The organism is Dyella acidisoli, from assembly GCF_030160295.1.
Taxonomy (GTDB): Bacteria; Pseudomonadota; Gammaproteobacteria; order Xanthomonadales; family Rhodanobacteraceae; genus Dyella_B; species Dyella_B acidisoli.
In genome coordinates this window covers 116,176-141,633 of the sequence record NZ_BSOB01000006.1, presented here as the reverse complement: position 1 = coordinate 141,633, position 25,458 = coordinate 116,176, and the positions used below count along the sequence as shown (strand labels likewise).

General features: G+C 59.7%; 17 protein-coding genes. 4 read left to right on the top strand and 13 right to left on the bottom strand.

The features are described 5' to 3' along the window. Positions 1–56: 56 nt before the first annotated feature. The 4 genes from QQJ86_RS03940 to kdpF all read right to left on the bottom strand — a co-directional run bounded on the left by QQJ86_RS03940 (position 57) and on the right by kdpF (position 4,570). Positions 57–260 (bottom strand): hypothetical protein, encoded by a 204-nt coding sequence (locus QQJ86_RS03940; protein ID WP_284319608.1) that lies wholly within the window; start codon positions 258–260, stop codon positions 57–59. Positions 261–541: 281 nt separating this feature from the next. Continuing rightward, positions 542–2,614 carry a potassium-transporting ATPase subunit KdpB gene (gene kdpB, locus QQJ86_RS03935; RefSeq protein WP_284319607.1) on the bottom strand — a complete coding sequence of 691 codons (2,073 nt, stop codon included), beginning with the start codon at positions 2,612–2,614 and terminating at the stop codon, positions 542–544. Positions 2,615–2,678: 64 nt separating this feature from the next. Next, positions 2,679–4,481: a potassium-transporting ATPase subunit KdpA gene (kdpA, locus tag QQJ86_RS03930; protein WP_284319606.1), complete on the bottom strand. Its 1,803-nt coding sequence runs from the start codon at positions 4,479–4,481 to the stop codon at positions 2,679–2,681. Continuing rightward, positions 4,478–4,570, bottom strand: coding sequence for a K(+)-transporting ATPase subunit F (kdpF, locus tag QQJ86_RS03925; RefSeq protein WP_115479695.1), 93 nt, complete (start codon positions 4,568–4,570; stop codon positions 4,478–4,480). Before kdpF ends, kdpA begins: the two co-directional genes overlap by 4 nt. A 547-nt stretch (positions 4,571–5,117) precedes the next feature. Between kdpF and QQJ86_RS03920 the strand changes: the two genes are divergently transcribed. After that, on the top strand, positions 5,118–6,212 hold the full coding sequence (locus QQJ86_RS03920) for a hypothetical protein (protein ID WP_284319605.1): 1,095 nt from the start codon (positions 5,118–5,120) through the stop codon (positions 6,210–6,212). A 77-nt stretch (positions 6,213–6,289) separates the two neighbouring features. Here QQJ86_RS03920 and QQJ86_RS03915 read toward each other — a convergent pair whose 3' ends face one another. The 9 genes from QQJ86_RS03915 to QQJ86_RS03875 form a co-directional block, all read right to left on the bottom strand. After that, on the bottom strand, positions 6,290–6,856 hold the full coding sequence (locus QQJ86_RS03915; RefSeq protein ID WP_284319604.1) for an FUSC family protein: 567 nt from the start codon (positions 6,854–6,856) through the stop codon (positions 6,290–6,292). A gap of 13 nt (positions 6,857–6,869) precedes the next feature. Beyond that, positions 6,870–9,173, bottom strand: coding sequence for a 3'-5' exonuclease (locus QQJ86_RS03910; RefSeq protein WP_284319603.1), 2,304 nt, complete (start codon positions 9,171–9,173; stop codon positions 6,870–6,872). Between the two features lie 211 nt (positions 9,174–9,384). Then, positions 9,385–10,989, bottom strand: a complete 1,605-nt coding sequence (locus tag QQJ86_RS03905) for a lytic polysaccharide monooxygenase (RefSeq protein WP_284319602.1) — start codon at positions 10,987–10,989, stop codon at positions 9,385–9,387. Between the two features lie 452 nt (positions 10,990–11,441). Further along, positions 11,442–11,660: a hypothetical protein gene (locus tag QQJ86_RS03900; RefSeq protein WP_284319601.1), complete on the bottom strand. Its 219-nt coding sequence runs from the start codon at positions 11,658–11,660 to the stop codon at positions 11,442–11,444. A 106-nt stretch (positions 11,661–11,766) separates the two neighbouring features. After that, positions 11,767–13,086: a hypothetical protein gene (locus tag QQJ86_RS03895; protein ID WP_284319600.1), complete on the bottom strand. Its 1,320-nt coding sequence runs from the start codon at positions 13,084–13,086 to the stop codon at positions 11,767–11,769. Between the two features lie 148 nt (positions 13,087–13,234). Next, positions 13,235–14,029, bottom strand: a complete 795-nt coding sequence (locus QQJ86_RS03890; RefSeq protein ID WP_284319599.1) for a TOBE domain-containing protein — start codon at positions 14,027–14,029, stop codon at positions 13,235–13,237. Between the two features lie 116 nt (positions 14,030–14,145). After that, positions 14,146–15,648, bottom strand: coding sequence for a hypothetical protein (locus QQJ86_RS03885; RefSeq protein ID WP_284319598.1), 1,503 nt, complete (start codon positions 15,646–15,648; stop codon positions 14,146–14,148). Positions 15,649–15,955: 307 nt separating this feature from the next. Then, positions 15,956–17,569: an alpha-glucosidase family protein gene (locus QQJ86_RS03880; protein WP_284319597.1), complete on the bottom strand. Its 1,614-nt coding sequence runs from the start codon at positions 17,567–17,569 to the stop codon at positions 15,956–15,958. Between the two features lie 47 nt (positions 17,570–17,616). Then, complete coding sequence (locus tag QQJ86_RS03875; protein ID WP_284319596.1) at positions 17,617–17,958, bottom strand: hypothetical protein; 342 nt, start codon at positions 17,956–17,958, stop codon at positions 17,617–17,619. A 196-nt stretch (positions 17,959–18,154) separates the two neighbouring features. Between QQJ86_RS03875 and QQJ86_RS03870 the strand changes: the two genes are divergently transcribed. The 3 genes from QQJ86_RS03870 to QQJ86_RS03860 all read left to right on the top strand — a co-directional run bounded on the left by QQJ86_RS03870 (position 18,155) and on the right by QQJ86_RS03860 (position 25,339). Next, entirely contained in the window at positions 18,155–21,028 is a 2,874-nt protein-coding gene (locus tag QQJ86_RS03870; RefSeq protein WP_284319595.1) for a TonB-dependent receptor, read from the top strand. A 174-nt stretch (positions 21,029–21,202) separates the two neighbouring features. Further along, positions 21,203–22,771, top strand: coding sequence for an alpha-amylase family glycosyl hydrolase (locus QQJ86_RS03865; RefSeq protein ID WP_284319594.1), 1,569 nt, complete (start codon positions 21,203–21,205; stop codon positions 22,769–22,771). A 216-nt stretch (positions 22,772–22,987) separates the two neighbouring features. Next, a complete protein-coding gene (locus tag QQJ86_RS03860) occupies positions 22,988–25,339 on the top strand; it encodes a TIM-barrel domain-containing protein (protein ID WP_284319593.1) in 2,352 nt (783 codons plus the stop codon). The last annotated feature ends 119 nt before the right edge of the window (positions 25,340–25,458 follow it).

The following is a 25,458-nucleotide window of genomic DNA, read 5'->3' as shown; positions in this document are numbered from 1 at the left end:
TCGAAGAGTCGTTACTGGACGGCATCGCCCAGTAAGCGACGCCGATGTGGGGGATTTCAGATGCCGGCGTAACCGCCAAGCACGTATTCGTCTTCTGGTGACATCGGTGTATCGGGCGCCGCGCCGGCGCCTCCCTTGGACTGGTCGCGTACCGGTAACTCAATCACCACATCGCAGTCGGAATCGTTGGACGAGACACGTAATTCCATTTGCGGGTGGGTGGCGTCCGGCAGCGAAAAAGACAGTTTCAGGGTTTGCATAGCGCGCGTCTCCAAAAGAGCCTGTCTACGATTCCGGCGTAGCCCGCGTTGTCACGGTGCGTCCGCCAGGTGGTAGTGCGTGGCGCAGCGCTTGCCTGGCTGGCAAGCCAAGCCGCGCGCTGCCGCATGGTGGACGCACCGTGGCAACCCTCCGGGCCGGCTCTGTTTGCCCGCCGGGCTGCGTCCTCACTCAGTTGTGTATCGACATACACGTCTTCGTTCCTCCTAGCCCGACAGGCAAACAGAACCGGCGCGGGCCACGCCGGAACCGTAGACAGGCTCTATGCGAGACCAAACAGGACGAGCAGCATGTCGATGAGCTTGATGCCGATGAACGGCACGATGATGCCGCCCAGGCCATAAATCAGCAGATTCCGGCGCAGCAGGTGTCCCGCTCCCAGCGGGCGGTACTTTACGCCTTTCAGCGCCAACGGAATCAGGAAGATGATGATCAGCGCGTTGAAGATCACCGCCGACAGGATCGCGCTCTGTGGCGTGGCGAGCTTCATCACGTTCAGCGTGTTGAGCGCGGGATACGTCGTGGCGAACGCGGCCGGAATGATGGCGAAGTACTTCGCCACGTCGTTGGCGATGGAGAACGTGGTCAGCGAGCCGCGTGTGATCAGCATCTGCTTGCCGATCTCCACCACCTCGATCAGCTTGGTGGGATTGGAATCCAGGTCCACCATGTTGCCGGCTTCTTTCGCTGCCTGCGTGCCGGTGTTCATCGCCACGGCCACGTCGGCTTGCGCCAGCGCAGGGGCATCGTTAGTGCCGTCGCCGCACATGGCAACAAGGCGGCTTTCGCCTTGCATCTGGCGGATCAACTTCAACTTCGCTTCCGGCGTGGCTTCGGCGAGGAAATCATCCACGCCCGCTTCGGCGGCAATCGCGGCGGCGGTGAGCGGGTTGTCGCCCGTCACCATTACCGTCTTGATGCCCATGCGGCGCAACTCGGCGAAGCGTTCCTTGATGCCGCCCTTCACGATGTCCTTCAGTTCGATCACGCCGAGCGCACGATCGCCTTCGGTGACGATCAGCGGTGTGGCACCGCGACGCGCGATGTCTTCGGCCATGCGCTTCACAGCGGGCGGCAAGTGGCTGCCGAGGCTGTCGAGATAGCGATCCACCGAGTCCAGTGCGCCCTTGCGAATGCGGCGCTCGCCCATGTCCACGCCGCTCATGCGCGTTTGTGCAGTGAACGGAACGAATTCGGCGTGCAGTGTTTGCAGTTCGCGTTCACGCAAGCCAAAACGTTCCTTGGCGAGCACGACGATGCTGCGGCCTTCCGGTGTTTCGTCAGCGAGCGAGGCCAACTGTGCCGTATCGGCCAGCGTGCGTTCTTCGATACCGGGCGCAGGATGGAACGCCACTGCCTGACGATTGCCGAGCGTGATCGTGCCGGTCTTGTCGAGCAGCAGCACGTCCACGTCGCCGGCTGCTTCCACTGCACGACCGGACGTCGCGATCACGTTGGCGCGGATCATGCGATCCATACCGGCAATGCCGATCGCCGACAACAGTGCACCAATCGTGGTGGGAATCAGGCACACCAACAGCGCCACCAGCACGGTCAGCGTGATCGGATTGCCCTTGCCTGCGACCTGCACACTGTAGATGGAGTAGGGCAGCAGCGTGGCGCAAGCTAGCAGGAAGATCAGCGTGAACTTGGCGAGCAGGATGGTGAGTGCGATCTCGTTCGGTGTCTTGCGGCGCGAAGCACCTTCCACCATTGCGATCATGCGGTCGAGAAAGCTCTCGCCTGGATTCTGCGTGATCTTGATCACCAGCCAGTCCGACAGCACGCGTGTGCCGCCGGTGACGGCGCTGCGGTCACCGCCCGCTTCGCGGATCACCGGCGCGGATTCGCCGGTAATGGCGCTTTCGTCCACGCTGGCTGCGCCGATGATGACCTCGCCGTCACCAGGAACCTGCTCGTTTGCTTCCACCAGCACGTAGTGGCCAGCGCGCAGTTCGTTCGACGGCGTGAACACGATGGAGGCGTCGCGCTTGGGCTCGGCCAGCTTCTTGGCGATAACGTCTTTGCGCGTGCTGCGCAGCGCCGCTGCTTGCGCTTTGCCGCGACCTTCGGCCAGCGCTTCGGCGAAGTTGGCGAACAGCAGCGTGAACCACAGCCACACGCTCACCCAGAAGATGAATGCGGTGGGTGCCTCACCATGGCCTGCTATCGCCTGTATCCATAGCAGCGTGGTCAGGACGCTGCACACGAACACGACGAACATCACCGGATTACGGAACTGCAGGCGTGGCGAGAGTTTGCGGAATGCGTCCGCAATCGCCTTCATGATCAACGTACGGTCGAAGGTGCGGACCGCATGGGCATGGGAAGTCATGTTCTTCGAACTCCGTGCTTTTCTTCACTCCCTCTCCTCGATAAGGAGAGGGGCTATCGAGCATTCAATGTGCTGACATCAGGTACTCGGCGATCGGGCCGAGCGCCAATGCAGGCAGGAAGGTAAGTGCGCCCACCACGATCACCACGCTGGCGAGCAGCGTCACAAACAAGGGTGTGTGGGTCGGCAGCGTGCCGGCCGAAGCGGGGACGTGCTTCTTGGCGGCCAGCGAGCCCGCCAGCGCAAGCATGGCGATTGGCAGCGTGTAGCGCGACCAGAACATACACACGCTCAGCATCACGTTCCAGAAGGGAATGTTCGCGGAAAGACCGCCGAACGCGCTGCCGTTATTGCCAGTGGCGGATGTTACGGCATAGAGAATCTCGCTGAAGCCGTGGGCGCCGGGATTGCCGACCGTAGCGGTAGCTGCTGGCGTCATCACTGCGATCGCCGTGCAGATCACCACCAGCGCGCACGGAATCAGCACAGCGAGGCTCGCCATCTTCATCTCGTATGCTTCGATCTTCTTGCCGATGTATTCGGGTGTGCGGCCCACCATCAGGCCGGCGATGAACACCGCCACCACCGCAAAGGCCATCATGCCGTAAAAGCCCGAACCGACGCCGCCGAAGATCACTTCGCCGAGCTGTATCAACCACATCGGCACCAGGCCGCCGAGTGGCGTCAGTGAATCGTGCATGTTGTTCACGGCACCACACGAAGCTGCCGTGGTGATGGCGGTGAATAGGCTGCTGGCGGCGATACCGAAGCGCGTTTCCTTGCCCTCCATGTTGCCGCCCGACTGCAAGGCGGACACATGCTGGTCGATCGACAGCGTGTGCAGGATCGGATTGCCGGCCTGCTCCGCCACCGTCACGCCAATGGCCAGCGGTATGAAGATCACCAGCATGGTGACGAGAATGGCCCAGCCCTGGCGCTTGTCACCCACCATCTGGCCGAAGGTGAGGCACAAGCCGCCGGGAATCAGGAAGATCGCCAACATTTGCAGGAAATTGGAGAACGGCGTCGGGTTCTCATACGGATGCGCGGAGTTCGCACCGAAGAAGCCGCCACCATTGGTACCCAGCATCTTGATCGCGATCTGCGAAGCAGCCGGACCCATTGGCAGTGTTTCCGTGGTGAGCTGCGCGGGTTTGGTCACGGCGTTGCCAGATGCATCCTTGACAGGGTTGCCAGCCGCATCAGTCACCGGGTTGGCGTACGTGCTGGTCTGCACCACCGGAACATCCACATAGGCTTTGAAGTTCTGGATCACACCCTGCGATACCAAAAGCATTGCCAGCAGGAATGAGATGGGCATCAACACGTAAAGCGTGGTGCGCGTCAGGTCGACCCAGAAATTGCCGATGCCCTTGACGGTCTTGCGCGCAAAGCCGCGGATGACAGCGATCGCGACAGCAATGCCGGTCGCAGCCGACATGAAGTTCTGCACCGCCAGCGCAGCCATCTGGGTGAGGTAGCTCATCGCCGACTCGCCCGAATAAGCCTGCCAGTTGGTGTTGGTAATGAAGCTGATCGCTGTGTTGATCGAAAGATCCGGTGACAGCGCCGGGAAGTGCTGCGGATTCAGCGGCAGCCACTGCTGCAGGCGCTGAAATGCATATACCGCGACCATGCCGCACACGTTGAACAACAGCATGGCGATTGCGTAGCGCTTCCAGCCCATGTCCTCTTCGGCATTCACGCCGCAGAGGCGATAGAGCAGGCGCTCAAAACCGGCGCCTACACGGGTAATGCGATTGGGCTTGTCGGCAAAAACGTGCGCCATATAACTACCCATCGGCTTGATGAGCAGCAAAAGGACAACCAGATAAATGCCGATCTGGACGAAATCGTTGGCAGTCATTCGAACCACTCCGGTTTCAGCAATGCCACGCACAAGTAAACCGTCAAAGCCACCGCGATGGCGGCAGCCAGTCCGTAGAAGAAGTTCATGGGATTCGCTCCGTTATGAAATCGCCGCCGCGAATGCGGTCAACGTGGCCCCAGGCGGTCGCAGAGCAGCAGAAAGCCAAGCGTGGCCGCAGCCAGCACAAAGCCGAAGAGCAAGTAGATAAAGTCCATGGATGTCGCTCGATGCCTCTCAGCTGCGAACTGTAGGCATCGGCGTATAAGAAGCGGGTAGCGAAAACAGCGCCTCGCATAAAGAACGCGTAAATTTTTATGTCCTGAGGGAACTCTGTGCTGGCCTATGCGGCGTATGGCCTTGTTTTCGCATGGGTTGTGGCGATGGCGCGCAGGTTTGGGATGTAAACACCAACACTGCCACGCGTGTCGTATCGCGACATTGGGGTTTGCACCCCAGCTCACAAAGCTTCGAGCAGCAAAACCATGATCAGCGACATCACGCTGGTCATGACTGCGTTGTTTTCATTACCTGGCCCGTATTCAGGTAGGCGATCGGATCACACTTCAACCCATTTGACGAAGCTAGTCTGTCCCGCGGTTATTAGGTGAACGACACTCGACCACGGAGCAGACGATGGAAGTCAGACATTCAAGGCCAATGAATCTCATCGCTCGATTGTTACCTGTATGCGTCATCGGCTATAGCGGTATCGCCGCCGCTGTAGTCGCTCAGCCACCGCCCGGATGGCCCAATGCGTCCAACAGCGGATATCAGGCCGAACCGAATTATCCGGGGACATACACCACGTATTCCGAAATTCCAAACGGCACGGAATGTTCCGGTCCGATTCAAAGCGGAAAGACCTACAAATATTGCTACTTTCCAAATGGGTTGAAGATAGGTACGGCAGGCGTTCCGGGCACGCCCACTGACGTTACATTTATTGGTTGCTTATTCGAGTCGAATTTCAACGGCGCGGACAATGGTAGCCAGGCTGTCGTGCAATACGCGAATGGCGATCGCATTCGGTTCTCCTACTCTACTTTCCGGCCATCCGGGATTACGTCCTTGCCAGTGACGTACGAGCAGGGCGTGGAATACGGAATCAATCAGGTCGAGGCGCCAGATAGCGGCTACGGTGCTGGCGCCTTTTCAGTTGACCACTCGGATTTTTGGGGCTTGGCCGCAGCAGCGCAAATCGGCCTTTCAAATCAAACACAGCCGGTAACGATCAGTGATTCATACATTCACGACGCACGCCAAGACGGTGGTGGCATTGATCACACCGATGGCATCTTGTCCAGCGATGGCGACGGCGTGAGTTATCTCACCATCAACCACAACACCATCGTGTCGGAAGCAAACAACGAGGGCATAGCGCTACAGTACGACACCCAGGGCTACGATCACGTGACCGTGACCAACAACTATGTTTCCGGTTGGCACAACACGGTGGATTTTGGTGGAGTCGGTGATGGCAACACGAATGACACGTTTACCGGAAATGTGTTCGGAACCGACCTGATGCCAACCAATAGCGCCCTGTATATCGCTTATGACGGCGATGGTTATTGGAGAAGTAGCCTCAACAATATCTGGCGCAACAACACCTTCTATGTAGTGCCAGGAAGTGGCTACACGCCTGCTTCGGACAGCGGCAGATATTGGGTGCCGCAATGGACGGATCAGGGTTGGCCAAGTCTCTCCGACACGGATTGGAATCAGTAGTCCTGTTGCCTTGCGTTTGTTTCACAGATAGTCACGTAGGTTGGATGGCTCCTGGATCAAATCCGGAGCAATCCAGCCTACGGTTTTTCGTCAAGCCAGAGTTTCTCCAGCTTGTGTGCTATCCCTGTTACCAGCAATGCGCTGGCGATACCGATAGTGACTTCGCCCAGGCGCGTGAGCGCAATCGTCCAGAACGGGCCGTTGTGCGGTACCAGCATCACGATGGTGACGGTGGTGGCGCTGAGCTTGCCGGCGCTACCGATGTTGAACAGCCAGCACAGCACGATCGAGATGGCCATGGTGATCGCATAGACAAAGTAGTTGTCTTGCGCGAGGTACGAAGCGGAGATGGCGATCGTTGCGCCTATCGCAGCGCCGATCACCTGATCGATCGATGATTTACGCGTGTCGATGTAGCTCTGCTGCGTCACTGCGATGGCGGTGAGTGCGCCCCAAAACGCCTGCTGTGTGTGCAATAACAGGCCCAGCCCGTAACCGAGACTCGCGGCGATCAGCGTCTGCACAGCTAATGACAAGCCGTTGATTAGACGATGACTCCATGGCAGGCGTTGATAGACGTCCTGCAGCTGTTGCTGGAAGTGGCCGAGCTCGCGGCGCAGTTCGCGAAAAGGCTGCTGGTTCATCCGTGTGCCATCCCTACAGTGGTGTGAGCTTGGCGTAAGCCGCCACCAACCATTTGCTGCCGGCGCTTTCAAAGTTCACCTGCAGGCGTGTGTGTGCACCGCTGCCTTCGGCGCTCACGATCACGCCTTCGCCGAAACTTGGATGGCTCACGCGCTGGCCCAGTTTGACTGGCAGATCTTCTTGCAACGACGGTGCGGGTTCCGCGAAACGGCCGGCGTACAACGGGCGACTGACTTGTACGCGCGGACGTACTTCGTCGAGCAGGGAAGGTGGTACTTCACCCAGGAAGCGGGACGGACGCGACAGCATTTCCGTGCCGTGCATACGGCGCGATTCCGCATGGGTGATGAAGAGGCGCTGGCGTGCGCGTGTGATGCCGACGTAGGCGAGGCGGCGTTCTTCTTCCAGTCGCCCTTCGTCTTCCACAGAGCGCTGGCTGGGAAACAGGCCTTCTTCCAGGCCGACCAGGAATACGAGTGGAAACTCCAGGCCTTTGGCCGAATGCAGTGTCATCAGCTGCACACAGTTGTCCCAGGATTCGCCTTGGCCTTCGCCTGCTTCCAATGCCGCATGCGACAGGAACGCGGAGAGTTCGCTCAAGCCTGCTTCGATGTCATCCGGTGTGAGTTCGAAGCGGCTGGCGACGTTGACCAGTTCGTCCAGGTTTTCCACGCGCGATTCGGCATTGCCGCGGCTGTCTTTTTCGTAGAAGTCGCGCAGGCCGGTTTGGGTAATGGCGTGGTCGATTTGTTCGGCGAGGGAGAGTGCACTACTCCCCTCTCCCCCCGGGAGAGGGGCTGGGGGTGAGGGTTCGGGCGGAGCGAGCAAATTTGGAGTTGTTGCATTTGGCAAGTTCGCACCCTCACCCCAACCCCTCTCCCGGGGGGAGAGGGGCTGAAAAGCGCGTGCCATCTCATCGATCATGGTTAGAAAAGCTTTCACCGCATTTTTCGCGCGGCCGGCCAATTCAGTGCCGCCGGTAAGCTCGCTCAGCGTTGCTTCCCACATCGACGAACCTTCACCACGCGCACGTCGACGCAGCACGTCCAGCGTGCGGTCGCCGATGCCGCGCGGCGGCGTGTTCACCGCGCGCTCGAACGCCGCATCGTCGTGGCGATTGGCGGTGAGGCGAAGATAAGACAGCGCATCCTTGATTTCCGCGCGCTCGAAGAAGCGCAGGCCACCGTACACGCGATAGGGAACATCGTGCTGGATCAGCTGTTCTTCGAAGTTGCGCGATTGCGCGTTGGAGCGGTAGAGAATCGCGCAATCTTTCGCATCGCCGTGTTCGGCGACGTATTCGCGGATGCGCTCGATTACGAAGCGCGCTTCGTCCTGTTCGTTATAGGCGGCGTACACGGCGATGCGTTCACCTTCCTCGCCGGCCGTCCATAGCTGCTTGCCGAGGCGGTGGCCATTGCGTTCGATCACGCTGTTGGCCGCTTTCAGAATGGTGGACGTGGAGCGGTAGTTCTGCTCCAGCTTGATCGTGCGTGCGCCGGGGAAATCGCGCAGGAACTGCTGCACGTTCTCCACTTTCGCGCCGCGCCAGCCGTAGATGGCCTGGTCGTCGTCGCCGACTACGAACGTCTGCCCGGTACGACCGGCGAGCACGCGAATCCACGCGTATTGCAGCGCATTGGTGTCCTGGAATTCGTCGATCAACAGATAGCGCCAGCGCTGCTGGTAATGCTCCAATACAGCCGGTTGTTTCAGCCACAGTTCGTGCGCGCGCAGTAGCAGCTCGGCAAAATCCACCAGGCCGGCGCGACGACAGGCGTCTTCATAGGCCTGATAAATCTGCACGAGCGTGCGTGTAACCGGATGTTGGCCAGCTTCGATGTTTTCGGGGCGCTTGCCTTCGTCTTTCCAGCTGTTGATCTGCCAAGCGGCCTGGCGTGGTGGAAAGCGCGCTTCATCCAGACCAAGACCGGCGACCACGCGCTTCACCATGCGCTGTTGATCGTCGGCATCGAGAATCTGGAAGCTCTCCGGCAAACCCGCTTCGCGCCAGTGACGGCGCAGCAGGCGATGCGCGATGCCGTGGAAGGTGCCTACGGTGAGCCCTTGTGTGCCGCCGGGAATCAGGTTGTCCAGGCGCGCGCGCATTTCACCCGCGGCTTTGTTGGTGAACGTAACGGCGAGGATCGCCCACGTCGGAACGCGCTCGACCTGGTTGAGCCAGCCGATGCGGTGGGTGAGCACGCGGGTTTTGCCGGAGCCTGCGCCGGCGAGGACCAGGTAGTGGCCGGGTGACGCGCAGACGGCTTCGCGCTGCGCGTCGTTGAGCGATTCGATCAGGTAAGAGACATCCATCCGTGGAATTGTAGCCGCCAAGCGGAAGGATGTTCCTTGTGCGAAACCTACGTTTGTTCGCGAGTGGATCGCGTATCCGCTGCAGACGGCATCCGTGCCATGGTCCTAATCTCCAGTGGCGCGCATCAATCTCGCTTTTCGATCGCTGCTTGAGGCGGCAGGCACGTACGTGCTTGCCGCCATCAAGGGCGGCCGTTTACCGCAGCGGTCATTATTTTCCGGATACAAGCGTCCAGGCGAGGTTTCCAGATGCATGTGCCGCTTCGCTTCCCGCCGCATAGGGCCAGCTGTTATCGCTCCAGCCATTGGGAACCGGCTGCTGGCACCATGCCTGCACCTTGCATTCCCACACCTTCCCGTCCAGTCCTGTCACCTTCGTACTGGCCGAATAGCTTCCTACGTCCTGTCGACGCCAGTTGGGATAGGTGGGCTGGGAGCCTCCGGGAACGATGATGACCGATTCATGGGTGATGGCCTGGTTGCCGTGGCTGTCGGTCACGGTCAGCGAGATATCCACCCAGCCCGACTTCGGTGGGTGCAGGGCTTTTGCTGCAATCGTCGGGGTCGTTCCGCTATTGGGCTCGAAATACGGTAGTGCCCAACGATAGGTGAGTCCGTCACCCTGGGATTGCTCTCCGGAGAAAGTGGCTGAAGCGCCTTCCTGTACGGTGTTCGGGCCGGCGATGTGGGCAATCGGTTTGCCTGGCTCCGGAGGCGTGCCGGGGATGATGCTCATGGCGCTGCTGTAGTTGGCCTTGAGCCACACCGAGTTTTTCTCGAGATGATCGGCGTCGTAGTGAATCGTGTCGCCAACACGCACGCCGATCTGGACATATTGCTGATGCTGGGTGTTCAACGTGTCGGCCAGCTCCTTCGCCCAGATGGCGGGCTGGACGTTTTGCGGTGTGATCGGATGATAGAGGTCCACCACTTCCAGTCCTTTGGGGCTGCCACCCATCACACGAAAGCGAACCAGGTCGTCGACCTTGGGTGCAAAGCCATGGGGAAGATAGGGTCCTTCCTGGAACCAGGGGAAACCTGGGTTGCCTTCATCCGGTCCAATAGTGATATCGCTGCAGTTGAAAAAGCCTTCGTTGCCGGTATCCCTGCGCTGCCAGTAGCTGTATAGCACCGCATCGCCGGTGCGATTTGCCGGAATCGGTACGCGAAGGACATAAAAGCTTTGGATGTCGCCTGGCAGATGCCCCTCGCCATGGGCGGGAATGGGAGTAGGCGCAGGCCCTTCGTAAATTTTCTGCAGATCGGCCCAGTGCAGTGGACGTGAAGGATCGTAGGAGGCTTTGCTGATATAGATGCGCATGGTGGCTGGGTTATGGTCCTGCGTATTTTCCCAGACCACGTCGACCTTCCCATCCTTCGGGGTCACTTTGGTCTTTCGCCATAACGTAGCTGGCGTTCTGTCGAGGCCTGCCTTTCGAGGATCGCCGGCAGCACACAGTAGCCCGTCGGGAACCGCCTTTTTTAGTTCTTCCTCATTGTCGCCCCAGCCAAGAGGATTGGCGGAAACTTCGTTCCATTGCTGGAAGGGCCACCAGCCACCGCTCGTGCCCCCACTTTCGATGTACGCCTGTCTGCAATCGGGGCTCGGAATCTGCGAAGGGTTGCCCGAGTGGTAGCCTCCTTCGAGGCGGCATTGATATTGCCGGGAAATCGGAACTCCCACGGCGCCGTGCGCGACGGCTTGCCGGAAGGGAGTGATGATCGTGCAGGCCAAGAGTGCGACCGAGCAGAGTCGGGCTAACAGTCGCCACCACCTGTATGGTCCGGGAATTCGAACCTCCATGATTTTGCTCATGGAATCCTCCTTGTACCGTAGATGAAATAACAGGGAAAAGCATCCGGTTTTTCAGCCGTTGCATTAACTTGTTATCGCTCCCGGATTCGAGAGCGCGATCCAGCGGTGTGGAATCCCCCGGCGGCAGCAACGTTTATTCCGCGTCACCTTAAACGCCGATTTTAAATGCCGACTTTGTATATCCCTGCAGGCAAGTCGCAAAACGCGGCGACTGTAAGCGCTTTTATGTATAGCATTCGTCGAGAAGTGAAGCGGTTTCCTTCACAATGACTACGCGCAACGGCCTGCCCCGCGGCGGGCGAAGCATTCAATATCCAAACAAGCTTTGTGTGCTTCGCACGATAAGGCTGCGTTCCTTGCGCCTCAAAGCTGACATGCCCATGTGCGCTTTCCGCGTATCAACCTTGTGCTGGAATGACGGGCGCAGTAAACGCGAAGAGAGAGGGCTGCAATTACCGCTTCGAAAACAGTCCACCCAGTGCCAGCAGCGCACCCACCACGATGCCGCTGATACCCAGCCACTGTGGAATCGCCTTGTCTTGCGTAGCGGTGAACTTGGCCGACCCGATCTGGAGCAAGGTATCGGTTTGCGTATAGCTGGCGTGGCCGAACACTACCCACAAGCCGCCGACCAGAAGCACGAGCCCAAGAATGAGCAGAATGGAACGCATGGTTCAATCCACGGAAAAAGGTGAAGCGATCATAGCGGCAACATCATGTGAAAGACGTTGCGGTACCGGCATGCACCGCAACGTCCTCAGCAAAATTTCATGCTCGCTAGAACTTGTAGTCGATCATCAGCCGGTTGTAGACAAAGGTCTTGTTGGTCGGATTGAGATTGTCGATACCGCCATTGGACAGCTCCCAGCGGTTGCGCAGCGTCAGTCCTTTGAGGGCGCCGTCCAGGTGGTAGATCACGTCGAAATACAGGTCGTGGCTGTTGCCGCGGAAATAGGTCATGTATTTCGCATAAGCGGTGGTCAGCTCGAGTTTCTTGTCGAAGAGGTCGTAAGTGAATTTGCCTTTCCAGGCGCGGCCTGGGCCGGCTTCGATCAGGCCGCGGATCATCGAGGTGGTGAACAGCGGATCAGTGCCGTAGTTGGAGGTGTAGGGCGAAATCAACGCACCACCGCCGACGGCGCCTTCTTCGTGCGCCACTTTGTTGTAGAAGATGTCGAAGCGGCCATTGGGAATCACCACGCCGATATCGCCGCCGATGACACGGCTTTTCACGTGATTGCCGGCAGTGCCGAACAGCTTGGTGTCGGTTTCCGTGAAGCGGTTGTCCGAGCCGTCATTCTGCGCGAGGTATTGCGCGCCGATCACCGGGTTGAAGCCACTGCCTGTGTCGATAACGTAGCTGCCTACTGCATAGGCGGTGCGCGCGAAGTGCATGAAATCGTAGTAACGCAGCTGTGCGTTCAGCCCGCCGTTGACATACGTAGTGCCACCTTCCCAGGTGCCGGGTGCGGAACGCGCATGCAGTGGCAGTGACCCGTTGTTGCCGTACATCGAGTCGCCGTCGTACTTCGACGGGTAATACAGATTGTCCGCATACATTTCGTACGAGGTGCGGCTCTTCCAGCTGTATTCGCGCACGGCGAACAGATTCCAGCCGGGCAGCGGCGTGATCTGCACCTTCAATGCGTTGTACGAGGAAGGAATGATGCGTGAATCGTTGTTGCCCATCCAGGGGTCATCGGCAAGGTACTGATAGCCGCCGCGGAACAAGAACATGCCGTTTTGATATTGCAGATACGCCTGGCTGAAAGTGCCGATGGAATTGTTCGGCCCGGCCAGCGTGGTGTCGATCTTGGCAAGTTCGCTTGAATGCGTGCCGAGCGAATTGACCGTCGCGAACGAGCCGCCCACGCTGAAGCCGGTAAGAAACGTTCCGGTCTGCGCATTGATCAGCGCGCCAACGGAAAAAGCGCTGGCGTTCGGTACGGTCTTGCTGTCGTAGAGTCGGTTGAAGTTGTAGAGGCGCAGGTCGCCGTCCACGTGGCCATTGCTGAAAATGTCATCGTCCGCGTGTGCGGCTGTGCTTGCCGCGAACAGGCAAAACATGGCGGCGGCGAGCGCCCTCGGCTTCATCATGCTGATTTTCTCCCCGTGAAACGGCGCGAATCGCGCCCCGGTGCTGCCCCTGGCCAGCGTTATGTAGTCGAGTATATGGCGACTTCCGGTGAAGGCGTTGTGCCGAATAGCACTAAGAGGCTGCTTCAAGCCGCATGGAGAGCCGTGTTTAGCGGTGGGTGCCGAGGATCACGCTCGATGCCTTGACGATAACCACCACCGGTACGCCGTCCTTGAGCCCCAGCTCTGACACGCTTTCCGCCGTGACGACGGCGCTCATCACATGGCCGCCGGTCAACTGGACACGCACGTCGGCATTCACCGGTCCCTCGATGACGTGCGTGACGGTGCCGGGGAATTGGTTGCGTGCCGACAAGCGCATGCCTTCGTCGGGCAAGGCCAGCAGCACGGAGGAGGCTTTGATCAATGCGATGGCCTCGCTGCCGGGCTTAAGGCCAAGGTTCTCCGTGCTTTCGCTGGTGACCGTGGCAACCATGCGCTCGCCGCCAGGGAGTTCCAGTTCCACCGTGTCGTTGACGACACCTTTGTGGATGGCTGCCACGCGGCCGGAAAACTGATTGCGGGCGCTGGTTCGGAACATGAGGCTCATGATCAGCTCAATGTCGGTGGCGGGGGCTTCGGTCAAGGTCTCGAATTGCTCGAGGAATCGACTATGCACCTTTTCCAGCGCAGCGAACGTTTCGATCAAACGTCGACCGCGTTCGGTCAGGTGCGTACCGCCACCACCTTTGCCGCCGGCAGCACGTGTAACCAGGGGCTCGTCCGCCAGGTTGTTCATGGCGTCGATCGCATCCCATGCGCCTTTGTAGCTCATGCCCACGGCGCGCGCCGCGGCGGTAATCGAGCCGGTCTCGCCGATCTTGGCCAAGAGAGCAATACGGTCGGTGCCACCCAGTGCCCGATCGCCTACCTGTAGCGACAGCATGCCTTTGAGCTTGAACATCGTCGCACCTGCCTGTGGGGGAGAGGGCTGACCGGCGCAGAGTCTAGCCAAAGGCAGGCGTAGTGGGTGGGGCATGTTTGGCCGGGGCGCATGCATGCGGCCCCGGCCAGAGAAGGTCAACGCGCGTAATCGTAGTAATCGATGCCCAGATCCTGGAACGCCGCTTCATACGTATCGCCCGTGCGGGCAATCACGAACTGATCGCGCGGCGGCACATCGAGCTCGACGTTGTAACCGTCGTGCAGCGCTTCGTACTGCTCGCGGGTGAGATCGGTCGATACGGCCAGTGCCTCGCGGAAGCCGATTTTCGCTGCCGCTTCGCGCCATGCCGGTGCCACACGCAAAGGAATCGCCTCGGACGCATCGCCGCTGCCGTAGCCGATGGCATACAGCTTGGCGCCAGTCCAGTCGGCATTGTCTTCCAGCGCATGCTCGAAGCCTGCGGCGATCCATGCCGGCAGCGCGGCAGTGTAGAGATTGCCCAGCTCCATCGCCCAATCGGTGCCCAGATTCACGCGCGTAGCGAGTAGCTGCTGGAACGCGGCGCTCTTACGCACGATGCCCGATAGCTTGGTGGTGAGCGGATGGGGCTCCTGCGCGGCTTCTGCGTGGCTTCCGCCGCGCACGAATTCGCCGAACAGATCCGGCTGGTTACGGCATTCCTGGATCACCGCATCCGGCGCCACACCGGCCTGCTCGCACAGTGCCAGGAATTGGGCATTCGGCTGCGGTGCGCGAGCGAGCGCACGCGCATAAATGAAGGCCAGCGCCTGCAACGGCATCATGTGATAAGGCCGATGGAAGAACAGGCCGCTCGCGCCTTCGAGGAAGTCGAGGTCGGACACGCCGAGCCGTTCGATCATCGCGTCAGTGGCTTGGCCCACTTCGTCCAGGTAGGCGAAGGTGGAGTATTTGCCGCTGAAGATGGGAAAATCATGCAAGCGCGGATGGCGCTTGCCGTAGTCGTGGTGAAAGTGGCGGCGGAACGGCTTGCGGAAATCCGGGCCGCGGTAGTCCGAAGCGCTGCCGGCATTGGCCAGGTCCACTTCGAATAGCTTGGGGTCCGCTTCCACCAGCATCGCCACCGCGCCGGCGCCTTGCGTCTGCTCACCGCTGGAGCCGCGTTCGTATTCGGCGATGTCGCTGCACACCACGATCGCCTGCCGGCCTTGCGCGTCGAAAGCGACGTAGCGCAGTGCGCTCTTCAGCGCGTACACGCCACCAAGGCAGGCGTGCTTGAATTCGGGCACTTCCAGTTGACGGGAAAGACGCGGCAGACCCTGGCGCTCCAGCTCGCTATCCACCATGCCGCGCACGATCACCGCGCCAGCGGAGTTGTCCTTGCTGCTCTCCGTGCCGAGCGCGAGCTGGCCGATGTTGCGCGGATCGATGTTGTAGTTGCGGATCAGTCGCAGCACGGCGGTGGCCGCCATGGTGTAGGCATCTTCATATGCTGCCGGCTGACGGAAGCTGCGGCCGACCACGGCTTGAACCTTGTCCCAGGAGTTGCCTGTCCATTCGCACCAATCGCGCAGGGATACGCGCGGTCGGGGTACATACAGGCTCATGCCGCTCACGCCAGGGTTGCGTCGTGCTGCCGTATCGTTCGCTGTATTCAAAACCAGTGGTCCTCGGTAGGGGCGGGGCAAGGCCGGCCGCAGTCGCTACGCCCGCGCACACAAAGTGCGCAGGGCATGAGCAATGGGAGCGCGTCGAATGCCGGAATCCGAAGAACCACAGTGGTTTACGGAAAGCCGTCCAAACGGGAATGATGCGTGCGCCCGGCCGGAACTACGGGATTTTAACCCTTTCTCCATGGCCTGGGCGACATGACTTTCGTGAGTGGTAGTCGTGGTGCTGCGCGTTAGTTGCGCTCGTTACCTTTATCCAGCTACGAGCGCAGTGTTCAGTTCAATAAATGCGCGATCAGCAACGCGCGAACAGCACGCCGTGCCCGGGAAGATGCAACTGGCCGTTCTGCAGCTGCCCTTGCTGCAGGCCATGCCCGGTGAGCAGCTGTGCTGTGTCGAAGCCGTTCAAACTCAGCGACTGCGCTGTTTTGCCAAGGTTGAACACTGCCAGCACTTGCTCGCCGCCGTGGCTGCGCACGAAGGCCAATACGGGTTCGGGTACATTCAGGAAACGGATGTTGCCACGGCACAGCGCAGATTGCGTGGCGCGCCATTGCATGAAGCGGCGAAAACCGTGCAGCACCGAATCTGTATCGGCTTCCTGGTTTGCGACGGCGAGCGCCTTGTGTGCTTCATCGATCGGTAGCCACGGCATCGCTTGGCTGAAGCCCGCGAACGAGCTGTCATCCCAGGGCATCGGCGTGCGGCAGCCATCGCGGCCTTTGAAATTTGGCCAGAACGTAATGCCGTATGGATCACGCAGTGATTCGAACGGTACCTCAGCTTCAGTCAGGCCCAACTCTTCGCCCTGATAGACACATACCGAACCGCGCAGCGAGCACACCATCGCGGTGAGCAGGTTTGCCAGGCGCGGCGAGGCGTTGCCATTACCCCAGCGCGTGAGCACACGCTCCACGTCGTGATTGGAAATGGCCCAGCACGGCCAACCTTCGCTGACCTGCGCTTCAAGCTGCTCGACTGTGTTGCGGATGTAGCTGGCGCTGTAATCGTTGCTGAGCAATTCAAAGCTGTAGCCCATGTGCAGACGATGGCCGCGCGTGTATTCGGCCATCGTCGCCAGCGAATCTTCCGAGGAAATTTCACCGAGCGTGACGGCGCGTGGATAGCGGTCGAGCAGCGCGCGCAGATCCTGCAGGAACTCCAGGTTTTCCGGCTGCGTGTTGTTGTACAGGTGATATTGGAACGCGTACGGATTGTCCGGGCTGAAACCGCGACCCACACGCTTTTCCTTCGGCTTGGGTGGGTTGTCGCGCAGCAGCTTGTCGTGGAAGCAGAAGTTGATCGCGTCCAGGCGTAGGCCATCCACACCCTTGTCCAGCCAGAAGCGCACGTTGTCGAGCACCGCAGCACGCACATCCGGATGATGAAAATTCACATCCGGCTGCGAGGCGAGAAAGTTATGCAGGTAATACTGGCCGCGTCGCGGTTCCCACTGCCACGCGGAGCCGCCGAAGATCGACAGCCAATTGTTCGGTGGGCTGCCATCGGGTTTCGCATCGGCCCAGACGTACCAATCGACCTTCGGGTTGTGCTGGTTTTCGCGGCTTTCCTTGAACCACGCGTGCTGGTCGGAGGTGTGGCTGAGCACCTGGTCGATCATCACTTTCAGGCCCAGGCTGTGTGCCTTGGCAAGCAGGCGGTCGAAATCCTCGAGCGTGCCGAACAGCGGGTCCACGTCGCGGTAATCAGCAATGTCGTAGCCGAAATCGGCCATCGGCGAACGGAAGAACGGCGCGACCCAAATCGCATCCACACCCAGGCTCGCCACGTAATCCAGCCGTTGGATGATGCCCGGCAGGTCGCCCACGCCGTCGCCGTTGGTGTCCAGAAAGCTGCGTGGATAGATCTGATAGATGACGGCGCCGCGCCACCAGGATGCATCGGTCATTTGCAACGGTTTCCCTGTAAAGCCGAAAACTTGCCGGCTCTGCTTCGTTACTTTTTTACGGGCAAGACCTGCTCGCGTGCCGCATCGGTTGTTTCTTGGTCGTCATTCTCGCGAAAGCGGGAATGACGGCAAGGCGAGATCTTCCAACGCGCCAGGCTGAGGTTCCCATGCAGGAGGCAGAGCTTATCGGCGTGGTGCAGCTTAGTCGTCAGGTTCCTGTTGCTTGCATGGCCTGCATACGTATTCATTCGTGCTGCGGTTGCGGCATGAATCGTTCGAAGAAAAACGGAAACTGCGCACGCCACGATCGATGCGCGTCGTAAAAAAATGCGTAATCCCTGGATTTCTAGCTGTTTCAACGTAGTAGTGCGTGCATGCAAAGCATCCATGCTGCGCTGCGATGAACGTCAAGAAGGCCAGGGTATGAATACGTATGCAGGATGTGGTCTGCTTGGAAATACGCGCCCTACCATCCGCTCACGCCGCCGGTTTCGTCCGTCTGCGTGGGCGCCGACCGTTCCGCGAACTTTGCGTCGGCGGCCAAGAAGAGGCGACTACAAGAAATATTATTTGGGGAGGGGACTCGTGATTCTTAAGCGTAATTTGCTGGTGATGGCTCTTGCTTCGGCCGGTCTCACCATGGCTTTCGGCGTGCAGGCTGCAACGGGTGATACCGGCGCGCAGACGACGCCCGATGCATCGCAGCAGAGCAATGCCGTCAGCAACAGCAGCACGTCGCAGGCAACCACCAATCCGAAGAGCCAGGCACAGCTGGCGAAGAGCCTGTCCACGGTGACGGTGACCGGCTTCAGCAGCAGCGTAGAGAAGTCGATCGACTATCAGCGCTATGCCGATACCATCCAAAGCGTGGTTACCGCAGCCGATATCGGCGGTTTGCCGGATCAATCCATTGCGGACTCGCTGACGCATCTGCCCGGCGTTTCAGCCGAGCGTATTGCGGGCCAGGCATCGCAGATCAATATCCGCGGTCTGTCGGGTGACTTCATCCTCACCACGCTGGATGGGCGCGAACAGCCTTCGACCAGCGGCACGAACTACATCCAGTTCGATCAGTATCCGTCGGAGCTGATCAACATGGCGACGGTGTACAAGACATCGCAGGCGTCGCTGATCACCGGTGGTGTGGCGGGCACCATCGCACTGCAGACGGCCAATCCGCTGGAAAATTCCAAGGACCAGTCGCTCAACATCGACACGCGCGGCAGCTACGACGGTCAGGCGCACGACGTGCCGGGTGCAAATGCGGTCGGTTATCGCCTGAGCGTGGCCTATCAGGGCAAGTTCCTCGACAACACGTTGGGCATCGGCCTGGGCTTTGCGGATATGTATCAGCCGCACGTGTCTGAGCAGTTTGTGGGCGAGGCGTCGGATGGCAGCCTGTACACGCTGAACAAGAACAGCTCGCAGCAAGCGTATGTGCCGGAAGGCGTGCAATTGCAGCAGAATGGCGGCGAAGAACGTCGTCGTGGCTATCTCGGCACAGTGGTGTGGAAACCAACCGAAGAACTGCAGTTGACCGCGGACACGTTCTTCTCGAAGTTCGACAACTCTTCGTTCGGTTATGGCTTCCGTTCGCAGAATTACTACGGCAACAATGCGCAGATCACCAATCCGGTGCTCAGTTCGCTGGGCACGGTAACTGGCGGTACCGTCAACGGTAGCGGCACTACCCAGTTCTCCAACGAAACGACGGCCGACAATTACACCGACAACACCAGCGTGTTTTCCGGCGGCCTCAACCTGAAGTGGAACCATGGCAATTGGCACGTCGAATCCGATGTGTCGCTGTCGCATGCCTCCAGCAACGAGATCAACGTCGACACCACGGCCGATCCTTACACTGGTCTGGGCACCAGCAATCCACAGCTGATGGCGCAGTCCGCCAATTTCCAGTTGAAGGGACGCTCCGTCGGCGATTTCTCGGTCGCCAATCCGGGCATCTACACCAACCTCAACGACATGGGGCTGTCGCGCTACGGTGTATATCCGTACATCTACCACGACAAGGACAAGGCATTCCGCACGGCCGTGCAGTACGACTTGCCGAATAATCCGGTGTTCTCGGCGATCGAGGCGGGCTTCTATCTCAATAATCACACCTACAATGCGGATCGCGAGGTCTACGTCTACGGTTCGGAGTGGAACACTTCGCCCGTCGCCGGCGAGCCCCCGCTGACCATCCCGGCCGGCGACGCACAAGTCACCTGCTGGAAGGGCAAATTCAGTGGCTTCCCCTGCTTCCTTACGCTCAACGGCCCGGCCATCCTCGCGTCGCATGGCATCACGGCGAACCCGGTGAAGAACATCACCGATCAGAGCTGGTCGGAAATCCAGAGCGGTTCGGTCAACGAAAAGACCCGCGACGTGTTCGTGATGGGCGATATCGATTCGCAGCTGTTCGGTCACGAACTGACCGGCAACGTGGGCATGCGCGTGTCGCGTCAATCGCAGTACAGCTACGGCTTGCAGCAGGTTGGCAACGGCGAAGGTGTGCTGATCGTCGACGGCAACGGCAACAGCAGCATGGACTACGCGCCAATCAAATCCGGCAAGACCTACACGGACTACCTGCCATCCACGAACCTGATCTATCACTGGACGGATCAGGATCAGATGCGCTTCGCCGCGTCGAAAGTGCTGTCGCGTCCGCCGATCAACACCATGCTGGCCGGTGCCGGTTCGTGGGTGTCGAACGGCCAGTACAACGTATGGGGCGGCACCAGTCCGCTGCTGAATCCGCTGCGTGCGACGCAGTACGACCTGGATTACGAACACTACTTCGATGATTCCACCGGCGCCGTAACGGCCGGCGTGTTCTTCAAGAAGATCAATTCGTTCATCCAGAACGTCACCTACAACAACTTCGACTTCGCGGCGGCGGGCATCAAGGTGCCGACCAACCCGGCCACCGGCCAGCCGTATGCGAACGGCCAATACCAGACCTCGTACAACGCCAAGGGTGGCGATGTGCGCGGTGTCGAAGCCTCGTTCACCAAGACGCACTTCCTGCCGGGCATCTGGTCGGGTCTGGGCTTCGATGCGAACTTGGCACTGACCAACACCAACGTGCACAACCCGACCAATCTGGCCGGCCCCACCACGTACATCGGTCTGCCGGGCTTGTCCAAGCGCGTGGCGAGCGCTGCGTTGTTCTATGACAACGGGACGTTCTCCGCGCGTCTGTCGGCGAACTACCGCTCGTCGTTCCTCTCCAACACGCAGATTGCGGTGACCAACCAGTTGGTGACGTTCGCGGCCGAAACGGTGTACGACTTCCAGGCTTCGTACAACATCACCAGCCAGCTGAGTGTGGTCTACCAGATGCTCAATTTGAGCAACCAGCCGACCAAGACCTATTTCGGCGGCAACCCGCAGCAGACCGGCACGATCCAGTACTTCGGTCGCACCAGCTACTTCGGCGTGAACTTCAAGCTCTAGGCCTAGCAACGTGCCGGGCACCCTCCTGTGGTGCCTGGCACGCTCCCCCGGCCCGGCTCCGTTGACGATTGTGGAGTCGGGTCTTTTTCAAGGCGCGATCGCCGTAGTCGTCCCTAGGACATCGTTGCGCGGCCGTGCCGCAACGACGACACTCCATCCCCGGGAGACGACCTTATGTCCAAGTTCCGAGCCGTTATTCGCTCCATCGCGATTGCCGCGGCGCTGTCGCTGCTGTCCGTCCCTTCGTTTGCACGCGAGAATCCGGTTGCGGCAAAGCCCGCACAGCAGGCATCCGGCGTCTACTACGAAATCTTCGTCCGTGCGTTCTACGACACCAACGGCGACGGCATCGGCGATCTCAATGGCGTGACCGCCAAGCTCGACTACATCAAGTCGCTGGGTGTCAGCGGTATCTGGCTGATGCCGATCAATCCCTCGCCGAGCTACCACGGCTACGACATCACCGACTACGAAGGCATCAATCCGCAGTACGGCACGCTGCAGGACTTCAAGAAGCTGGTGGCTGAAGCGCATAAGCGCGGCATCAAGGTGGTGATCGACATGGTGATCAACCACACCAGCGATCAGCATCCGTGGTTCAAGGCGGCGCTGGATCCGAAGGACCCGCATCACGACTGGTACCTGTGGGCGAAGCCGGGCACTGATCTGCAAGCTGTCAGCGCGGTTGGTGGTCCTGCCTGGCATCGCGCTTCGAATGGCGCGTATTACGAAGGCACCTTTGTGAGTGCCATGCCCGACCTCAATTACGATAACCCGGCCGTGCGCAAGGAAATGATCGACGTGGGCCGCTTCTGGCTGAAGCAGGGCGTGGATGGTTTTCGTCTGGATGCAGCCCAGCACATCTACGATGATTTACGCACCGATATGGGTGATCCCATCGCGTTGCAGAAGAACGTTCGCTGGTGGAGCGAATATCGCCATGCGCTGGAAGCGACCAATCCACGCGTGTGGCTGGTGGGCGAAGTGGCACGCCAGAACCCGGACGATCTAACGCCGTACATGGGCCCGTTGAATACCGTGTTCAATTTTCCGGTTGCGGCGCAGCTGATCGAAAGCGTGAACCAGGAGCGCAATCTCGGCATTGGCCGCGGCCTCGAATACACCTATGCAGCCTATCGCGCCCACGCGCGTGGCGATTTCGACGACGCGCCGTTCCTCTCCAATCACGATCAGCAACGCGTGATGAGCCAGCTCGACGACAACATGGCGCACATGCGCCTAGCTGCTGCGTTGTTGCTGACACTACCTGGGCATCCTTTCATCTACTACGGCGAAGAGCTGGGTATGCAAGGTAGCAAACCGGACGAAAACATCCGCGGACCGATGCGCTGGTATCACAACGGTAAAGGTCCGGGTACGGCGAGCTGGAAGGATTGGAGCACCAACGACGATGCCGCTATTTCGGTGGAGGTACAGCAGGCCGATCCGGATTCGTTACTCAATCTGTATCGCAAGCTGATCGGCTGGCGTCAGCAAGTGAGCGCGCTGCGCGATGGTGTGCTGCATGACGTACCGGTGGCTGATCCGCATGTGTTGGCCTATACGCTGCAGGATGCGCAGTCTCGTGTGCTGGTCGCTCACAACCTGTCGCGTGAGGCGCGCGTGGTTGAGCTGGGTGCGGATGCGCACGTCACGATGGTGTTGCTGCAAAGCCAGGGCGGTGCGGTGCTGGCAGATGGCAAGCTGACCTTGCCGCCGTATACGACGGTGATATTGCAGTAATCAGCTGTGTGTCTGATTTGTCCCCGCATGCATGACATGCGGTTATAGTCGGGCGTTTCCGGAATCACCCCTCCCCCTGCTTGCAGGGGGAGGTTGGGGGGGGGGAACACTTGCGGGAAGGTCTATCGCAAGTGTTCACCCCCAGCCCTCCCCTGCAAAGCAGGGGAGGGAGCAGCACACGCACACGGCAACGTTGCAACGAAAAAGGATGGGTGGATGACAACCCTGCGTAAGGTGGCCCTTTGCGGCCTGTTGATGGCCTCGACATTCCACGCGGCCCTCGCTGATCAAAGCAAACCGGGTTTCCAGCTTGAACATGCCGATGCACGCGGCATCGAGTTGGTGCAAGGCAAAGATCGCATCAGCGTGCGTTTCGTAGCGCCAAATATCGTGCAGATCCATGGCATGCCACGTGGCATGAGCACGCGATCCAGCGTCGTGATGGATCCGCACGCCTCACGCGACACGCTATCGAATTTGCGCGTTCGCACCAGCACGGGCAGCGCCTCCGTAGCCAGCAGCGAACTGGTCGCCACATGGGACAACCAGGCCGCGCGCCTCACCATCGCCGATGCGCAGGGGCATGTGCTGGTGCAGACGGACCCTTCCGTGCTGATGGATGGCCGTATCGATTTGCAACATGATGCTGCCGATCCGCTTTACGGTATCGGCGGTTACGACGCCTTCGAACCCGCCAAAGGTGGCCTGCTGCGCCAGGGCGTGCAAATCGCCAAGGCCGGCGAGCAGGGTTATCCGGGTGGACCGTTCGTATGGAGCACGCGCGGTTACGGCGTGCTGGTCGACACCGTCGGCGCCAAGTTCGAACTGACGAACGGACATATCGACGTCACCGGCACCAGCCGCGAGGATGTCAGCTATGACGTGATCGCAGGCACGCCACCGAAAATCTTCACCGCGCTTTCCACGCTCAGTGGCGTACCGCCGATGTTTCCCAAATGGGCGATGGGCTTCACCAACAGCCAGTGGGGCATCGATCAGCAGGAACTGCTGGCGATCGTGCACGGTTATCGCAGCCGGCACATTCCGATCGACAACTTCACCTTCGATTTCGATTGGAAGGCCTGGGGCGACGACAACTACGGCGAATTTCGTTGGAACGACAAGAAATTTCCGGACGGTCCCAGTGGTGCGCTGAAAACCACGATGGATCAGCTCGGCATGCATATGACCGGCATCATGAAGCCGCGCATCCATGTCGACACGGTGGAAGGGCGCTACGCCGAGGCACATGGTTACTGGGTGGCCGGTAAGCCGCAAAATCCCGACTATTTCTCGCTCAAGCTCGTGCGTGAGCTGGATTTCGATCAATCCGCAGTGCGTGCGTGGTTCTTCAACGATGCGCTTAAGCGCTCCTTCGACGCTGGCATCGTCGGTTGGTGGAACGACGAAGCGGACGATACCAACAGCAACACGCAATTCCTCAACATGCAGCGCGCGCTGTATGAAGGGCAGCGTGCCTACGCACCGGCTCGCGTGTGGTCGATCAATCGCGACTTCTATCTTGGCGCGCAGCGCTACGCCTATGGCCTATGGTCCGGCGACATCGATACCGGCTTCGACAGCATGGCTGCGCAACGCCAGCGCATGCTGAGCGCAATCGACGTGGGCGAAATGAAGTGGGGCATGGATAGCGGCGGCTTCAAAGGCCATCCGGACAACGAAAATTACGCGCGTTGGATCGAGTTCGCCGCGTTCGTGCCGATCTTCCGCGTGCACGGCACGCTGGGCGAAAAGCGTCAGCCGTGGGCGTACGGTGCGACTGCGGAAAAGGCTGCGACCGATGCGATGCGCCTTCGCTATACGCTGATTCCGTACATCTACAGCTACGACCGCACAGCGACGACTGAAGGCGTAGGCATCGTGCGTCCGCTGACCTTCGATTACCCCGATGATCCGCAAGTGCGCGACGACGTGGATGCCTGGATGTTCGGCGAGAACCTGCTGGTTTCGCCTGTGGTGGTCAAAGGACAGACCGAAAAGGACATCTATCTGCCATCAGGGCAGTGGACCGATTACTTCACCGGCAAGGTCTACCAGGGTGGCCAGACCATCCACTATGCCGTGGATGGCAAGACCTGGAGCGACATTCCGCTCTTCATCCGCGAAGGCGCGATCATTCCCACGCAGCCGGTGATGGATTACGTGGGCGAGCAGCCGGTGAGCGAACTGACCGTGGATGTTTTCCCCGCGGATCACGCCACGCACTTCGACTATTACGACGATGACGGCAGCACGTACGCCTATGAGCACGGCGCGTTCTACTCGCAGCGGTTGAGCACACAGCGAGATGGTGATCGTGTCGAATTTGATATCGAGGCGCCGCATGGTAGCTACAAGCCGGCATTGAAGTATTACCTGGTGAAAGTGCGCGGTGTAACGGCAAGCAGTGCGGGAGCGCTCAAGGCCTATGCCGGTGTAGATGCGTTGCAGGCGGCGAAGGGCGAGGGCTGGGCAGTGGATCATGATCGCTATGGCAGCGTGACGCTGTTGCGCGTTGCAGCTGGTCAAACAAGGCATCTGACGCTTCGCGCATCTGACGCGCATTAACACGAGAGATAGCTCCCTCCCCTGCAAGCAGGGGAGGGAGTGGATTGCGGCGAATCGTGCATTGAACGCAGCCCCTTATCTGTAAGACACTTGAGTCTTCCGAAAGTAAACGTTTACAT

Bases quoted from the DNA above. Each gene is read 5' to 3' on its own strand.
- kdpB (WP_284319607.1), bottom strand. From the start codon at position 2,614: ATGACTTCCCATGCCCATGCGGTCCGCACCTTCGACCGTACGTTGATC.
- QQJ86_RS03860 (WP_284319593.1), top strand. From the start codon at position 22,988: ATGACAACCCTGCGTAAGGTGGCCCTTTGCGGCCTGTTGATGGCCTCG.
- QQJ86_RS03875 (WP_284319596.1), bottom strand. From the start codon at position 17,958: ATGGATGCTTTGCATGCACGCACTACTACGTTGAAACAGCTAGAAATC.
- QQJ86_RS03900 (WP_284319601.1), bottom strand. From the start codon at position 11,660: ATGCGTTCCATTCTGCTCATTCTTGGGCTCGTGCTTCTGGTCGGCGGC.
- kdpA (WP_284319606.1), bottom strand. From the start codon at position 4,481: ATGACTGCCAACGATTTCGTCCAGATCGGCATTTATCTGGTTGTCCTT.
- QQJ86_RS03920 (WP_284319605.1), top strand. From the start codon at position 5,118: ATGGAAGTCAGACATTCAAGGCCAATGAATCTCATCGCTCGATTGTTA.
- QQJ86_RS03940 (WP_284319608.1), bottom strand. From the start codon at position 260: ATGCAAACCCTGAAACTGTCTTTTTCGCTGCCGGACGCCACCCACCCG.
- kdpF (WP_115479695.1), bottom strand. From the start codon at position 4,570: ATGAACTTCTTCTACGGACTGGCTGCCGCCATCGCGGTGGCTTTGACG.
- QQJ86_RS03890 (WP_284319599.1), bottom strand. From the start codon at position 14,029: ATGTTCAAGCTCAAAGGCATGCTGTCGCTACAGGTAGGCGATCGGGCA.
- QQJ86_RS03865 (WP_284319594.1), top strand. From the start codon at position 21,203: ATGTCCAAGTTCCGAGCCGTTATTCGCTCCATCGCGATTGCCGCGGCG.
- QQJ86_RS03895 (WP_284319600.1), bottom strand. From the start codon at position 13,086: ATGATGAAGCCGAGGGCGCTCGCCGCCGCCATGTTTTGCCTGTTCGCG.
- QQJ86_RS03905 (WP_284319602.1), bottom strand. From the start codon at position 10,989: ATGAGCAAAATCATGGAGGTTCGAATTCCCGGACCATACAGGTGGTGG.
- QQJ86_RS03910 (WP_284319603.1), bottom strand. From the start codon at position 9,173: ATGGATGTCTCTTACCTGATCGAATCGCTCAACGACGCGCAGCGCGAA.
- QQJ86_RS03915 (WP_284319604.1), bottom strand. From the start codon at position 6,856: ATGAACCAGCAGCCTTTTCGCGAACTGCGCCGCGAGCTCGGCCACTTC.
- QQJ86_RS03880 (WP_284319597.1), bottom strand. From the start codon at position 17,569: ATGACCGATGCATCCTGGTGGCGCGGCGCCGTCATCTATCAGATCTAT.